Source organism: Agarilytica rhodophyticola, assembly GCF_002157225.2.
GTDB classification, from domain to species: Bacteria; Pseudomonadota; Gammaproteobacteria; order Pseudomonadales; family Cellvibrionaceae; genus Agarilytica; species Agarilytica rhodophyticola.
Genome location: NZ_CP020038.1, coordinates 1,241,178 through 1,257,261, shown reverse-complemented (window position 1 = coordinate 1,257,261; position 16,084 = coordinate 1,241,178). Strand labels below are relative to the sequence as shown.

Below are 16,084 nucleotides of genomic sequence, written 5' to 3'. Positions count from 1 at the left end.
GCCCCGGCATATACCGGGGCACTTTAGGTTCAATGTTTAGTTGTTTCCTTCAAAAGGCTGCATAATAACTGGGCAGTTAATCACAGCGTTGGACGCTCGCAAACCAAATAGGAAAGAGTTTTCTATACCAGGGCTACCGCTAAAGCTGGTGACTAAACCTTGGTCGATAAGCTCACGTAGATCTTCAAAGCTACGAATTGCTCGGCGCTGATCACCACCAGGACCATTAATTGCCGCATCGGTCCACATATTTAAATGGGCATCCCACATGGGTGAATAGTTATTACCTTCTTCAAAGCTATTGTCTGGATCGAAAGGAAATATATTCACTGGATCTAAATCGTTATCCAAGATCGTAGAACCAAGTCCTTGTCGATTAACATCATCAGCGGCAAGATTATTTTCCGTAATACTCAAGCCATTCACATTGGGAGAAAAGCCAAGTAAGACACTCTCGCCGTCAAGACCACTTTGGCCAAACACAGGAAGGTTTGCCATACGAGGGGCATATGTGCCTAACTCGATTGTCGCAGGACCTGGATCAGAGGCATCTGTGACTAGGTGATAGTAAAAGCGATCACCACCTTGCCAGCCATCAAGTAGTTGGAAGTTAGCCCAACGTTCTTCGATATTGATTTCATTGATACGGTCATGAACACCTGTGCGGTTAGCAATAATTTGCGCGTTAATCACTAAGCCACTGGGAAGTACTACGAGCGAGGAGTATTCTGCGTCACCCACTGCACCTGGCTGCGCCACTGCTGGAGGAAAAGCACCATCGGTACCGGCTTGTAAAATACGCTCTGGGCTAAAGTCCACATCACCCTTAAAGATAATACGGCCATTAGGTGATAGTTGCACTCGTTGCGCAGCGGCTGCCGCCGAGGGTAACGCTCCATAGCGAAGTTTAGGCGCTAAAATTGTACCCAAAATTTGCGACGTTTCTTGCGTAGACGTTTCAGTGATAATGAAATACGTTGGCTCACCGTTAGGGCCAATACCTTCGTAAATAGGCAGTGTTACATTTGCACGTGTATTATCACGCAAATTCGCTTCATCCACATCGATCGCACTAGGTAAGAATACATTTAGTTCATCGCGGAAACTGCGGCTTGAACCAGAGAAATCACCCACACTGCGGTTAGCTTCTTGTGCACCAAGTTCAACAATTAAACGTGCTTCTTCTGCAGGAGTATAAGGTTCAGTACGAGGTGTTTCACCCGGTGCTAATTCACCTTCGAAAGGTTGCAAAATAACAGGGCAGTTAATTACCGCATTACTTGCGCGCAAGCCAAAGAGGAATTCATTTTCAATACCAGGACTGCCACTAAAGCTCGTTATGAGACCTTGCTCGATAAGTTGGCTTAAATCTTCGAAGCTACGTATTGCACGACGTTGGCCATTAGCAATGGCTTCATCTGTCCACATATTTAAGTGGGCATCCCACATAGGTGAATAATTATTGCCTTCTTCAAAGCTATTGTCAGGATCGAAAGGAAAGATATTTACAGGGTCGCGATCATTATCCACGATGGTTGATCCTAAACCTTGGCGATTTATATTATCTTCCGCTAGTCCATCTTCACTAATCGTTAAACCATTTACGTTAGGAGAAAAACCAAGTAAAACAGTTTCGCGATCGATATCACTGCGTCCAAATGTAGGCAGGTTGGCCATACGTGGAGCGTAAACACCTAGCTCGATAGTGGCAGGGCCTGGGTCAGAAGCGTCTGTTACCAAATGATAGTAGAATGGATCTCCACCTTGCCAGCCATCCAAGAGTTGGAAACGCGCCCAACGCTCGTCCATATTTGCTTCCAAGATACGATCGTGGACACCCGTACTGTTAGCAACAATTTGCGCGTTAATAACTAAACCACTAGGTAGTACCACAAGCGAGGAGTATTCATCATCCGCAACTGCACCTGGCTGCGCAACAGATGGAGGGAATGCGCCATCAGTGCCACGATCAAGCCGTCTTTCAGGACTAAAATCTACAGTTCCTTTAAAAATAATACGACCGTCGTCAGTGAGATCAACATGTTGTGCCGCCGCCGCAGAAGCCGGTAAGGCACCATAGCGTAATTTAGGCGCTAATATTGTTCCCATGATTTCGGAGGTTTCAGAGGTAGAAGTTTCGGTAATGATGTAATAAACATCTTCACCTTGCGGGCCGACTCCTCGGTAAAGAGGTAAGATGGCATTAGCCGCTTCGTTATCACGCAAGTTTGCCATGTCGATGGACATAACACTTGGCAAAAATACATTTAGATCAGAAGAAAACTCACGATTAGATCCATTGAAATCTTCTAAAGTACGATTAGCTTCATTAGCCGCAGCAGTTACAATTGCTCGCGCTTCTTCGGCTGGAGTTCTCGATACAATATTTTCACCTTCAAAAGGTTGCATAATAACAGGACAGTTAATAACAGCATTACTTGCACGTAGACCGAATAAAAACGAATTCTCAATGCCAGGGCTACCGCTAAAACTTGTCACCAAACCTTCTTGTATAAGGTTTTGCAAATCATCAAAGCCTCGGATTGCCCGTCTTACATCACCGTTAGGACCATTAATAGCTTCGTCGGTCCACATATTTAAATGAGCATCCCAAAATGGCGAATAATTATTACCTTCTTCTATTGAATTATCTGGGTCAAATGGAAACACGTTTACAGGATCAAGATCTTGATCGAGAATGGTTGAACCAAGCCCTTGACGTTCATTGCCGCCAACACCGTCTTCACCAACAGAAAGACCATTTATATTCGGAGAAAAGCCGAGTAGTACACTCTCACTATCTAGCTCACTTTGACCAAACACAGGAAGGTTAGCAAGACGAGGAGCGTAAACACCTAGTTCGATAGTCGCTGGCACAGGATCGGAAGCATCTGTTACTAAGTGATAATAATAACGATCTCCACCTTGCCAACCATCAAGTAATTGGAAGCGTGCCCAGCGTTCTTCTCGATTAATTTCAATTAAGCGGTCATGCTCGCCAGTGCCATTGGCAATAATTTGCGCGTTAATCACTAAACCACTTGGCAATACAACTAAAGAAGAATACTCTGCATCACCCACAGCACCGGGTTGCGCAACAGCAGGAGGAAAAGCACCGTTTTCACCTGGCTCCAAAATTCTCTCAGGACTAAAGTCTACATCACCACGGAAAATAATACGGCCTTCATTGTCTAGCTCAACTCGTTGTGCCGCATCCGCTGCACTTGGTAAAGCACCGTAGCGTAATTTAGGCGATAGAATTGTTCCTAAAATATTGGACGTTTCTTGGGTTGAAGTTTCTGTGATAATAAAATAAGTAGGTTCACCTGAAGGGCCCACACCTTCGTAAATAGGTAGTGTGACATTCGCCTTGGTATTATCTCTTAAGTTGTCTTCATCCACATCGATAGCGCTGGGAATAAAAACATTAAGTTCACTACGGAAGCTTCTATCTGATCCAGAAAAGTCTTCGACGCTACGATTTGCCTCACGTGCACCGAGAGTAACAATCATGGTGGCTTCTTCAGCTGCAGTTAATTCTGCTGCTGGAGAAGGGGTAGGTGTTGCAGCCACAGGGCCATCGTTATCACTACCACCACATGCAACTAGAATTGTCGTCGTCGAGATGACGGCAACTGAACGCACAAATACTTTTTGCGAGTTACTAACGGCATGAACAGTAGAAGCGATAATATTTTTTGTAAACTTCATTAGTGGTGTTGCATTGTTATTTTGCAATCGTAATGAAGTACCTCTAGCAATTGCTTTTAATTGAGAGTAGGTAATATTCATATTGTTATCATTTAAGGTAAGTGAAGGATGTGTAAAGAAAAACGCAATAATTCAAATACGATTATTTTTTCTTATGCTTTACAACAGGCAATAACGCTCGCTGATGAGAATGATTATTGAAAAACGAAAAATGCAATTCATCACGCCAAAATAACGTTTCAAATAATATTTGAGAGAAATAAAAACAAAAAAATACATCATAGAAAGATCAAAAACGAAAATTATTTAAAAATCCTATTAAGCTAAAAAATAAATTTTATTAATAAACAAAGAAGTGAAAACCAAAGAGATGGTCTTGTGATAACTGCTGAGCAGGAAGAGATATAAATACAACTAAAAAAATAGAGCAAAATAGCGTTGTAGATATTTTAGAGAATATAATCGTGACAAAAAAGCGAGATAAGAATAACAAGGCCGGGATAATTTTGTTACCACTTATACAACACAAAATTAACCAAAATATACATTCCTCCGTTATTTTTAGAATATAAATTTGATATCTTTTATAAATTAAGAAAAACTACTGCTTTAATTTACTATTGCTATCGAATAAAAAACCGTCAATTATAAATAGTGGTAAAGTTAAAATTTGATTGGGGCTGATATCAATCTATAGAAAATCACATACAGCTATGTTAAGGGGTATGAGTGCAAAGATAACACCTAGAGTTTTAAGCTTTAGTTGTTCACGTTAGTTGTTCATGTATTATTAAGAGATAATTCCTTTTTAGGAAGAACTAAAGTCGCAATGGCACAAGCCGCATGCACGCTCACTAATACTCGAAACGGAGCAATAATGGGGTCTATCACAATAAAGAGAATGATGACAGCTTCTAACGGTAGCTTTAAGGCCGACAAAATAAGCCCTAACATCGCCAATAATGTCACACCAGATGAACCCGCAGTGGCAGTACCGGCGATCACCGACCCAACAATCACAACGAAAATAGACTCTAGATCTAGTTTAACATCGTATAATTGAGCCACGAACATTGTTGCCAAGGCAAAATACATGGTAGGTCCGATACGACACAAAGTGAAGGACAAGGGGATAATTAAATCAACGGAACGCTTATTGTAGCCCAGAGTTTTGTTCATTGCCGTTATTGTCGCCGGCAAAGCTGCCATAATACTAGAGGTCACCAAGGCCAACAAAGCGGGCTCGCGTAATGCCTTCACCGAGAGATCTAATGAGCCTGTTCTGCGCCATACGATTATACCTGAGCCCAGTGAGAGAAAAATATAAGACCCTATTACAACGCATACAAACTTTATTAATCCGACAAGCGCTTCAACACCTATTTTACTTAGAGTAGAAGAAATCAAACCACAAAAAGCAAAAGGCAGTAAATACATAAGCCACTGCACAATTTTAATGAAGGTACCTGAAACACTGTCCATGACTGAAATTAACGCAAGAGAAGATTGTTTTTTCAATGCCCCTATGCCGGTACCAAACAATATGGCAAAGAACAGCACTTTTAAATTATCACCTCGGCTCAATGCATCAAAAATATTATTGGGAACAAGGTCAAATACAAAACCGACAATAATAGACTCTTTCTCCGGCTCTATATAAGGTGTCGATAGTGACATTTCTAAGTTAGGCTTACCTGAGCTCTGAACAACCGATCCCAAAGTAGTCAAAGCGTTCGTATCTAAATTGCTACCGGGTCGAGTAATAAAACCTGACGTAGTACCCAATACACTGGCGAATGTGATGAATATCAAAAATACTATAAGAATTTTTTTGATATAATCTGAACCACCATGGTCTACCATAAGCCGACTAATACTGACAGTAATAGCCGATAGCAAAATTGGTAGTACACACATTTCCAAGATATCTAAATAAATCTCTCCCATTGGTGCCACCAAGCTGACATACTCTTTTTTTTCTACACCAATATAAACACCAACACCAGCGCCAATTAGTACCGCCCAAATACTTTTTAACGACTCAAAATTAATTACTTTTTTTAATCTATCGTAGAAAAACATACGAGTTTCCTATTCTGAAAATATATAAATACAACCCAAACCATAAACTATTCAGAAACTATCTTGTTATCAGCTAACGTTTTAATGTGTATTTCGATAAATTTTTTCTAGCACAGTATCGTATTCAAAAAGTACTCGATCTGCTGTCAAATCTAAATCTAAAGAAGTAATGTATTGATCGATTAAGAATTTAAGGTGATAGGATTCCCACGGTATAGCAATCCCTTTTTGATCTATAGCATCTAAAAAAACAACAGCAAATAAATCTATTGCAGCATCAGGGTCATCACGTATAACTTTTTTTATTTCACTATCATCGCGATAAGCAGCAACGATTTTGTTATCTGTTACAGCAGTAACCACATTCTGCCAAGAGTCAAATCCCGTGATTTCCATCCCTTTAAAACGTTGTTGGGCATATCCAACATATGAAGAGTTTGAAATGACACCAATCCTACCTTCTAAGTTTTGTATAGTTTCTTCTCTACTACGCCCATTTTGTTGCTTAGACAAAGCTAACCGACTAACTAATAGTCCCTGATATAAACGCAAGTAGGGTTTTGAAAAACTAACTTTAGAAGCTCGTGAAAACGTAATGCTAAGTTTGCAAATTGCCAAATCGACCTGCTTAGAAGACACTTTTTCAATAACATCGTCTAGTGAATTAGCAGACCGGTCAAAAACCACGTCGACATTGAGTAAACTGGCAAATCCTTTTATAAGCTCTATATCGATGCCTGTGAATTTTCCGTTATTATTAACATAGTAATAAGGCTCAGTATCTTTACTATAAACGGCTACTTTTAGAGTACCACGATCAATAATTTCTTTTATGTCATAAGGTATATCTTGCTGACTATCTAACTCCTTACCACTACTACTGTAACAAAAGAAAACAGAACTTAGTAAAAGTAATCGAAGCACTATTAAATACATAAATAACACCTATACTTCTATTTATTAATAATATTAAAATGGATACTTTATACTCATTTGTATGCGGCTGACCTTACCTTGCCTATTATCATACAGCCTGGCTTTGGCCAGCGAATATTCCACACCGATATCGGTCTTTTCAAACCAGCGCCAAATTAAATTTACATGCAGGGACTGATAGTGCGAAAAAAAAACTTCACCATTTTCAAAAGTAATATTGAAAGCATCATCCCAATTAATTCTCGTAAAGCCAGTATTGATATTAGAACGCACCTTATTATTCCATTGATACTGGAAGCCAATATAACCGCCATAAGCTTGCTGGCTAACAAGGGTGTTAACAGTGTCGCTATCATAAACAATGGCAGCACTATTACTTGCTTCTTGAATATAGCGACCAATACCATCACCGTAACTAAAATGAAAACGAATAATGTTTTTACTAGAAACAAACTTTTTTCCCGAAATTCCTATACCGAACCCCGTCGTTGATAACGAAGAGCCATTTCGATAAGCTTTTATTTCTCTAAGAACTGTCTGTAAAGAGTAGTGGCTTTTATTATTTTCATATAACAACTTAGCGGTAAAATCAGGAAGTGAGTCTTTTGCACCTGGACGTTTGTTACCCTCGAAATCCACAAAATCACTTTCGGGGTTTTCAATTGCTATTGAGGCTATGATAGCGCTAATTTTCTTTGTAAAACGTATTTGCGGCTGTAAGATGAGTGACTGCCCCGTATCATTGGCGAAATCAAGATTTTCAGGAAAGGAGCGGACATCGACATAATTCGACCAACTCTGACCAATTAACCACGAACCAACGTTAATTGAAGCATGTCTTAAGCGGAGTCCTACTGAATTAGTCACAAGCTCAGACCCCGGGGCACTTTCAGTACCATCCCCAAAAAAGTCGACTTCAAAATAGAGTTTTATAAGCTGATCTTGTATTTTTCTTTTAGAAAACAAGCCTATTCTTGACTCCTTTAAATGCATACGAAAATGATTGCTATTATTTGCTTGGACTGATCCATCAAGAGGAATCGATAAATAATTAATCCGGTCACCACTTTTCGCGTGAAGGTCATAGAGTGCATCAGCTTTTATATAGCCGTTTACTTTAATTACTTTTTTACCATCTGAATATGTTGTTTTTTCTGCTGTCTCTATTTTTTTCAAGCGCTGATTAAGACGAATATTGTCTTCCTTAAGTTTCTTAATTTCTTGCAATATATCTTGCACTTCATAAGCATAAAGATTATTACCTGAAAAAAGTAAAAACATATATGTAACTAGTCTTACATATCTTACAAAAGCATCAAGGCTAAACATAGAGTCACTTAGTATTTGAAAATCCCATTTCCACATATCAAAGATATTTAAACGCTCATAAAATGATAAGAACAGAGTTTTAATTAAACATCTTTTTTCTTCTGAAAAATCGTGCGAACTAAGCTTTTTTTGCTCTCTTTTTATTATTTACAAAGTTAAATTTACTATGAAAGCTATCTTTTGTTTTGAATAAAGAGGTAAGCTAAAGAAGTGCATTAGATGGTGATATAATTGATTGTTTTTTCTAAGAATGTGTTTATTAATAAACGGAGGAAAAATCGGTTGCAGCTCACTATATAAAGTAAATAAAATATAATAACACTGCCGATAATAAACTATTTAAATATGGCTATAAGCCATAAAGAGTTGAAAAAAAGAAAGGTGCAAGCATTAGAGTTATGGATAATATATCGCTAAGTAACTTTCCTTAAAAAATGATACTTAGCGCAAAAAGCAGGCTAGTTACTTAACAAACTCATAACATTATCAGCGGAAAATCCACGGGATACCATAAAGCGAATACGGCGCGCCTTATCTTTGCTGTCAGCCACAGGGGTCATACCAAATTTCTTTGTATATACTTGCTTAGCCAACTCTAACCAGTCTTCATCATTTTCGTATACATATGAAGCGATAAGGTATTCACTAACACCTCGTTGTCGCAACTCCTGTTTAATAAACTTTGGTCCCTTACCGTGATTTTTCTTTGCACGTATAAAGGATTCAACAAAGCGCTCTTCACTTTGTAAGTTGTCCTTGGCTAAGGCATCCAGCTCTTGCTGAACCTTTTGCGCATCGGAAAACTTACGGGATAATTTGGATGCTAATTCATATTTTGAATGCTCTCGGCGTGCTAGTAGAGCCAAGGCGGCATTTTTGATAGAAGCGTCACTGCTCGCTAAATTTTTCAATATTTTAACCACTATTTAATAGTTATAGTTGCTAATAAAATCTTTTATTTAAGCAAAAGTGTTTGTGCATAAAAACAGCAACTTACTAGACTCTGCCCAAATAAAGCTCCGTATATTAATGTCCAAGATATTAAAGCTATGTTACATGAAAAAAAATATCTGATAAAAAAAATGCGAAGTAAACATCGCATTTTTTAGACCGTTTATCTCAATTTTATTTTTAAATCCGCTAGACACTATAGATTGTAGTTGATATTTCAGTTTTTTCTATCAAATGCAAAATATCAACGAAGTGATTATTAACAATCTATTTTGCGGCAAAATAATTCTTTAGATGCAACTAACACCATAAAAGTTCAGTTAAGCTGCTTCATTTTCGGTTGCATCTTCACCTTCGGCAATCACACCATAGTCAACAGTTTCTCCTAGACGACTAATATCCGGATCATAAAGTATTGAACATTCATCCTAATTAAAGGAAAGAGCAACTTTATTTTTGACAATTTTGACTCAAGTTTCGGAGAAGCCACCTTTGACAACATCAATACGTCGAATATCCACACGAACAGATGAATAAGATTTCAAAGCGTTACTAACAGAGGCACTTACAATATCAGATCAATCATATACCAAAAAGACCATTTTTTGCACAAATCATTACCTCAGAATAGGTGTTAGATGATCTGTCTTAAAAACCCCTCTTAATAAAAAGCACTCAAACGAAGCTAACATGCAAAAATTTCATTGCCAACTATTTCAACACCTTGCATGATTTTTTCTACCGATATGGAAGAGTAACCCAACCTGAATTCTCGATGGGGCTTGGTGAAATCAGCAAAAAAAGGGGCTCCAGGTTCAATCAGAACACCTTTAGGGTAGAGACGTTCTGCTAAATCTAAGGAATCAATACCTTCAGGCGCACGTATCCATAAACTGCTTCCCCCCATGCGGGAAGCGGCAATGTCGGTAATATTCGCAGTATCTAATGCTTCAAGTAAAGCAAACCGACGCTGAGTGAGAATGCGCTTAATACGTTGATGATGTGTATCGTAGTGACCAAGTGCAATAAAGTTAGCCACTGTGCGCTGTAACAGGCCTGCTGGGTGCCGCAGCATTAAAGCCCTGATATTACGCGCATGACGAATAAATTCACGGTCGGCCACCATATAACCTATGCGAACACCAGGAAACATCGACTTAGAAAAGCTGCCTATGTAAACGACTCTGCCGTCTTTGTCCATGGATTTTAAAGATTTAATTGGATTCGACAAAAAACGAATCTCAAAGTCGTAGTCGTCCTCAACAATAATAAAGTCGTTCTCAGACGCTTTTTCTAGAAGATGCTCCCTCTTAGCCAAAGGCATGGTAACCCCTGTCGGAGCTTGATGGCTTGGAGAAGCAAACACCACATCAGCATTAGAAGGGATTTGTTCTATTTTTAGACCTTCACGGCCAATATCCACATAACTTATTTGGTTTTCAGCCAAGCTTAGCATCGTGGCAATATCAGGGTAACCGGGGTTTTCACACACGGCATGTGCACGCTTACCTAAAAGTTGAACAGAAAGCCATAACGCATTTTGCGCGCCTATAGTAATCAATATTTCTTCATGATCAGCATGAATGCCACGGCGGGGTAAAAGTTGGGTGCGAATTAATTCAACCAATACAGGATCGTCAGCTGCTACCACGTCACTTGCCATATTCGCAAAATCAACTTTCGAGTGTGCCTTACGTGAACAATCTTGCCAGGCAGAAATTTCAAATACCTCTGGATCCATTTGTCCGTAGATAAATGGATAAGGAAATCCTCGCCAGTCTCGAGGTTTGCGAATTTTTCGCCGTTCATCAATAACTGAACTTTTTAAACGATGCTGCCAAACTGAAGGTTTTTCACCCATATTTTTTTGCTGATGCTTTGAAATAAAATTTTCGATAGGTGGCAGATCAGCAATGCGATAAGCACTTCGTTCATGTGCAACGATAAACCCTTGAGAAACCAATTCTTGATATGCAAGAGAAACCGTTGGCCGCGACACACCTAAATATTTTGCGAGCTTTCGGCTAGAAGGCAGTTTAGCCCCAGGTAACGCTGCACCACTGCGAATCTTATTGAGGATCGCAGCACACAGCTGTGTTTGCATGGTATTGCCTAATAAAGGGTCGAGTTCGAACAACTCAACAGACATCTCAGATAGCGTCATAAAAACTGGCCATATAAAAAAACTCAACTGGATATATTTTTCATCACGCTGTATTGCTAACGTAATTACACCAATTAAAACAGTCTCTCAGAGAACTTAATGTGAAGCCGCAAATGAAAAAACAAATTAAAAAGTCGTCACTATTATGTCAACTGATACTTTTATCAACAACAACAATTAATTCTTGTTTTGCCAGTGCAAGCGATACCCAATTGGAAGATGAGGTGGAAAAGCTTAGACGTGAACTAGCAACACTGCAAAATAAAATCGCGGCATTAGACGCTAATGCGAACACTCCCCTAGAAGGTGAAGCGAAACTATACGTCACCTTGCGTCCAACCTTTGGTTACATCGATGAAAGTGCCGTAAAAGTATGGGATACAAGAGATGCACTTAGCCATGCAGGCTTTAAAGCTGCTCATGAAATAATGGGTAGTTTGGCGGTAATAGCGCATGGCGAATGGGATATTTCGCTAGCTAATAATGGTGATTTTGGACGCGCACGCCAAGTGTATGTGGCTCTAAATTCATCCTTTGGTAATATTGGTTTAGGTAAGCAACGCCCGACTCAATACTTACTAATTGCGGGTTATATCGATATTTTCAACCACGCATCAAGCCCTTTTGCGTATGATCGAGAAAGTATATTTTTTGTAGATAATTTAATAAGTTACAAAAAAAACTTGGGCAATTTCACATATCTGACGACGGCGCAGTTTGACGGTAAAGAAGGCGCTGATGCGAGCGATTTAGTCAATACCGGTATCAGTTATGACACGGATAATCTGCACCTTGCAATCACTTATTTAGATCAAAAAATTGCCGACGGGAATGAAGTGCTTCGCAACGACGATGTCTGGGCAGGTGCTGTTGCCTATACCTTTAGCAATGGGCTATATACAGCTCTTGCTTATCAAGACAGAACCTATGAAGAGTTAGGGGCTAACAAGCGAAATGGAAGCACATTTGACACTGCATTCGCCTACCCAGTGTTCAATAATTTCAAGGTAAAAGCGGGGTATTTTAAATTTGATGATGGCATTGAAGGACCTGAAAGTGGTAAGCATGACGGCTATAACGTCACGCTTGAGTGGCAGCCAGTTTCTGCATTGAAGTTGCACCTAGAATATCTAAACAGGGAGTTTGAGTTTAGCGAAGACTTTCACTCGTTCTCCTTAGGTTTTAGATACGATTACTCAATTTCAACACGATTTTAACCCCGTGATTACTTCGCAATTTTCATTGTAAATAAAACTGGATATATAAAATTATTTAACTGGATATACGATCGTTTACCAGTTCTTGATAACTTAAATACATGCTTTGAAATATTTACCTGTCGCTTAACTTTCAAAACTTAGGTAACCACTATGATTTTTAATAAAGGTCTTTTATTCGTCACTGTTCTCGCTACCTCGTTACTAACAACTTCTTTGACTCACGCAAAAAACTTCAAAATCGCGGTTGGCGATGGCGCGGGCGGTGCACAAGAAGCTCTTGGCGAAGCATTTATCGCCACCCTAGAAGAAGAAAGCAAGGGCAAGCACAGCGCAAGTTTATTTCTTAACGGACAGTTAGGATCTGAACAGGACACAGTGAATTCAGCAGCAATAGGCACGTTAGATTTTTCTATTCTCGCCATTAATAACATTACGCCGTTCTCCCCTACCGTCGGCACTTTAACTCTGCCTTACGTAATTTTAAGTTTGGAAGATGCAGTTAATTTAACACAAGGGCCTGTAGGTCAAGGGTTGATTGAAAACACAATTCGTGATGCTGGTGTGCGTATCATCGGCTGGGCTTATTCAGGCTTTCGTGTGTTGACTAACTCGAAGCGTCCTGTGTCATCTGTTGATGATTTGAAAGGTCTGGTTATTCGTGTTCCAAAAAACGAAATTATGATTGAAACCTATAAATCTTGGGGCGTTAACCCCACGCCAATGGCGTGGTCTGAAACTTTTGCAGGCCTGCAACAAAAGGTGGTTGACGGGCAAGACAATCCTTACCTCACGGTCTATGCAATGAAATTTGATGAAGTACAAAAATATATCACCAATATTCGTTACATCTTTTCCATTGAACCATTAATTGTCTCAGAAGCTATTTTCCAAAACTTATCAAAGAAAGATCAAACGGCAATACTGGCAGCAGGTAAAAAAGCTACGCAGTTCAGTGAACAACTTCTTAGAGACAAAGAAGAGGCAATTAAAGTTGAGCTGGTTAAAAGAGGTATGCAAATTACTGAACCGGCTAATAACGAAAAAGAATTTATTGAATTGGCAACTAAGACAGTGTGGCCAAAATTCTATGACAGCGTTGGCGGTGTAGAAAAACTCAATAAAGTACTAAAAGAGTTAGACCGTCCGCAAGTAAAATAAGGATTGTGTATTACTATTGTGGGCCATTTTTTGGCCTCACAAAGTATCCCCTACAGCCTCTTTTTTATAACAATGTTCCTATTTTAGCAAGTGCGTGACAAGCACCTGGCTATCTATATCTTTTATTTTAGTTCAAGGGTTTATACATGAAACGGGCAAGCCTTTATCTTTGGAATAATTTCGAAAAACTGATGTGCAGTTTTTTACTGTGCAGCTTTGTCATTTTACTCTTTGTACAAATAGTAAGTAGAGAGTTATTCAGCTATTCATTTGCGTGGATTGAAGAGCTGTCAGTTTATATGTTTGTATGGTTTGTTTATTTGGGAGCAAGTGAAGCTGCTCGATTGTATGCGCACAACCGCGTTACCATTCAGTTCAAATTACTTCCCAAAAAATGGGGGAAATACCTAGACTCGTTTGCCGACCTATTCTGGATTTTCTTTAATGTCTATTTTATTTATTTATCTTATGATTTCGTTTTCAATCGGATGAACAAATTCTGGAAATCACAAACACTCGGCATCGAGATGAAGTATATCTACATTATTTTGCCGGTTGCGTTTACGCTAATGACAATTAGGATTATCGAAGTAAATTATCGTCGCATTATTAAAAATGAAGATATACAAACACTAGACAGTTAATGAGCCTCGCATTGTTTTAAACAACAACACTTACCTATGTCGTCGAGAAACAACCGGTTCTCTTGCAAGCGTGTTTAATGAAAAAGGTAAATCCATGCAAAGTGAAATATCGCTGATAGTTTTTGGTACATTTTTATTATTATTGATTTTGGGGACTCCCATTACTGTAGCACTTGGTACAGCCTCACTGCTGTCATTCTTGTATCTTGAAGAAAACCCGATTAAATTTGTGCAAATAGCTTTCACCTCGGTGGGTTCATTTCCACTCATGGCACTCCCTGCATTTATATTAACCGGCGCATTAATGGAAGCGGCTGGGATTTCCAAACGTCTAATTGATGTGGCCGAAAGCCTCGCAGGGCCTTTTACAGGGGGAATTTCTGCAGCAGCTGTGGTCGCATGCCTATTTTTTGGCGCTATTTCAGGCTCAGGCCCGGCAACAACTGCCGCCGTTGGTATGCTAATGATTCCAGCTATGGTAAAGCGCGGCTATAAAAAGGACTATGCCGCAGCAGTAACTGCGTCAGCAGGAGGATTGGGCATTGTAATTCCGCCTTCTATTCCAATGGTTATTTTTGGTATCGCTGCGTTAGGAGTTATGCCTTCACCCTCCGCTATTGAAGAATTTGGGTTGTTTCAAACGGTCTCTATTTCAAAGCTTTTTATGGCAGGAGTTATTCCGGCCTCAGTTATTGCCATTGGGATTCTAACAGTCAATTATATTCTAAGTAAAAAAGAGGGTTATGTCGGTAGCCAGCAAATACTTTGCTTTAAAAAAATTGCACAATCTATTCGAAATGCTATTTGGTCACTGCTAGCACCGATTGTTATTTTAGGTGGTATTTACTCAGGATTTTTCACTCCGACAGAAGCTGCCATTGTTGCCATAGCTTATACCTTATTTATTGGAATTTTCATTTATAAAGAATTAAATTGGCCCTCATTCTCTTTTTCACTGCAAACAACAACTTGGCTATGTGGCAGAGTATTAATGATTCTTTTCACCGCTACTGTATTCGGTCGTCTACTCGTTGAAAATCATATTCCAGCGAAAATTGCCGAGTCTATGCTTGAGCTAACCGATAATATGTATCTGATTTGGGCAATGATTATTTTATTTTTACTCTTTGTTGGCATGTTTATGGAAACGCTGGCTATTATTTTAATACTGGTTCCGATAATGCTTCCCATCGCTTTCAATGTTGGTATTGATCCTATCCATTTCGGGGTTGTGATGGTCTGTGCTTTAGGCGTTGGTTTTCAAACCCCTCCACTGGGTGAAAATTTATTTATCGCATCTGGTATCTCTAAAGTCTCAATCGAGAAAATTTCAGCGCGAGCTTTACCATTTGTTTTTGTTAATACCGCAATGATTTTTGTTATTGCATATATCCCAGAGTTATCCCTATGGCTACCTAGAGTATTGGGGTACTAGGTACATTTTTATTAACGATAAAATATTTAAAAGAGAATGATTTTATGAGTTTAACCATGACGACTAAAGATTTATCTGCATTATTTGACGCCTTTAATCTGCATGATATTGATGCTGTTATGAGTTTTTTTAATGACAACGCAATCTTCTACACCGTTGCAGGCGATGATGTTTTCGGTAATAAGATCGAAGGTAAGAGCGCCATCGCAGATGCCTTTAGTGCTGTATGGACCGCTATGTCGGATGCACAATGGGCACATCATAGCCATCTGGTCTCGGGAGATAGAGCAGTCTCTGAATGGACATTTATGGGTACGGATAAATCCGGCATGCGAGTGGAAGCTCAAGGAGCGGATTTATTTACATTAAAAAATGGAAAGATAGCGGTTAAACAAGCTTTTCGTAAAACTCGTCCAGCTTTTCAAGTTTAGTTTATCAGTATTTTAAAGAGGCT

11 protein-coding genes are annotated in these 16,084 nt (G+C 39.3%); 5 read left to right on the top strand and 6 right to left on the bottom strand.

Annotation, left to right across the window (positions count from 1 at the left end; all coding sequences use genetic code 11):
• Positions 1 to 36 precede the first annotated feature (36 nt).
• The 6 genes from BVC89_RS05335 to pdxR form a co-directional block, all read right to left on the bottom strand.
• Entirely contained in the window at positions 37 to 3,792 is a 3,756-nt protein-coding gene (locus BVC89_RS05335) for a hypothetical protein (RefSeq protein WP_086930193.1), read from the bottom strand.
• 699 nt (positions 3,793 to 4,491) lie between these two features.
• Complete coding sequence (locus BVC89_RS05330; protein ID WP_086930192.1) at positions 4,492 to 5,793, bottom strand: dicarboxylate/amino acid:cation symporter; 1,302 nt, start codon at positions 5,791 to 5,793, stop codon at positions 4,492 to 4,494.
• 81 nt (positions 5,794 to 5,874) lie between these two features.
• A complete protein-coding gene (locus tag BVC89_RS05325; RefSeq protein ID WP_086930191.1) occupies positions 5,875 to 6,729 on the bottom strand; it encodes a substrate-binding periplasmic protein in 855 nt (284 codons plus the stop codon).
• Positions 6,730 to 6,762: 33 nt separating this feature from the next.
• On the bottom strand, positions 6,763 to 8,010 hold the full coding sequence (locus BVC89_RS05320; RefSeq protein ID WP_158657793.1) for a DcaP family trimeric outer membrane transporter: 1,248 nt from the start codon (positions 8,008 to 8,010) through the stop codon (positions 6,763 to 6,765).
• A 506-nt stretch (positions 8,011 to 8,516) separates the two neighbouring features.
• Complete coding sequence (locus BVC89_RS05315) at positions 8,517 to 8,969, bottom strand: regulatory protein RecX (RefSeq protein ID WP_086934526.1); 453 nt, start codon at positions 8,967 to 8,969, stop codon at positions 8,517 to 8,519.
• A gap of 725 nt (positions 8,970 to 9,694) precedes the next feature.
• Positions 9,695 to 11,173 carry a MocR-like pyridoxine biosynthesis transcription factor PdxR gene (pdxR, locus tag BVC89_RS05310; RefSeq protein WP_216825094.1) on the bottom strand — a complete coding sequence of 493 codons (1,479 nt, stop codon included), beginning with the start codon at positions 11,171 to 11,173 and terminating at the stop codon, positions 9,695 to 9,697.
• Positions 11,174 to 11,286: 113 nt separating this feature from the next.
• Here pdxR and BVC89_RS05305 point away from each other — a divergent pair, with 113 nt between their 5' ends.
• From BVC89_RS05305 to BVC89_RS05285, 5 genes are all read left to right on the top strand, one after another.
• Positions 11,287 to 12,390 (top strand): porin, encoded by a 1,104-nt coding sequence (locus tag BVC89_RS05305; protein ID WP_158657792.1) that lies wholly within the window; start codon positions 11,287 to 11,289, stop codon positions 12,388 to 12,390.
• 153 nt (positions 12,391 to 12,543) lie between these two features.
• Positions 12,544 to 13,551 (top strand): TRAP transporter substrate-binding protein, encoded by a 1,008-nt coding sequence (locus tag BVC89_RS05300; RefSeq protein ID WP_086930188.1) that lies wholly within the window; start codon positions 12,544 to 12,546, stop codon positions 13,549 to 13,551.
• Between the two features lie 146 nt (positions 13,552 to 13,697).
• Positions 13,698 to 14,195: a TRAP transporter small permease gene (locus BVC89_RS05295; RefSeq protein WP_086930187.1), complete on the top strand. Its 498-nt coding sequence runs from the start codon at positions 13,698 to 13,700 to the stop codon at positions 14,193 to 14,195.
• Between the two features lie 70 nt (positions 14,196 to 14,265).
• Positions 14,266 to 15,630 carry a TRAP transporter large permease gene (locus BVC89_RS05290; protein WP_216825093.1) on the top strand — a complete coding sequence of 455 codons (1,365 nt, stop codon included), beginning with the start codon at positions 14,266 to 14,268 and terminating at the stop codon, positions 15,628 to 15,630.
• Positions 15,631 to 15,674: 44 nt separating this feature from the next.
• The gene (locus BVC89_RS05285; protein ID WP_216825092.1) at positions 15,675 to 16,061 is read left to right on the top strand and encodes a nuclear transport factor 2 family protein; all 387 of its coding nucleotides are present in this window, start codon (positions 15,675 to 15,677) and stop codon (positions 16,059 to 16,061) included.
• Positions 16,062 to 16,084: the final 23 nt, after the last annotated feature.

Bases quoted from the DNA above. Each gene is read 5' to 3' on its own strand.
- BVC89_RS05335 (WP_086930193.1), bottom strand. From the start codon at position 3,792: ATGAATATTACCTACTCTCAATTAAAAGCAATTGCTAGAGGTACTTCA.
- BVC89_RS05305 (WP_158657792.1), top strand. From the start codon at position 11,287: ATGAAAAAACAAATTAAAAAGTCGTCACTATTATGTCAACTGATACTT.
- BVC89_RS05300 (WP_086930188.1), top strand. From the start codon at position 12,544: ATGATTTTTAATAAAGGTCTTTTATTCGTCACTGTTCTCGCTACCTCG.
- BVC89_RS05295 (WP_086930187.1), top strand. From the start codon at position 13,698: ATGAAACGGGCAAGCCTTTATCTTTGGAATAATTTCGAAAAACTGATG.
- pdxR (WP_216825094.1), bottom strand. From the start codon at position 11,173: ATGACGCTATCTGAGATGTCTGTTGAGTTGTTCGAACTCGACCCTTTA.
- BVC89_RS05320 (WP_158657793.1), bottom strand. From the start codon at position 8,010: ATGTTTTTACTTTTTTCAGGTAATAATCTTTATGCTTATGAAGTGCAA.
- BVC89_RS05330 (WP_086930192.1), bottom strand. From the start codon at position 5,793: ATGTTTTTCTACGATAGATTAAAAAAAGTAATTAATTTTGAGTCGTTA.
- BVC89_RS05325 (WP_086930191.1), bottom strand. From the start codon at position 6,729: ATGTATTTAATAGTGCTTCGATTACTTTTACTAAGTTCTGTTTTCTTT.
- BVC89_RS05285 (WP_216825092.1), top strand. From the start codon at position 15,675: ATGAGTTTAACCATGACGACTAAAGATTTATCTGCATTATTTGACGCC.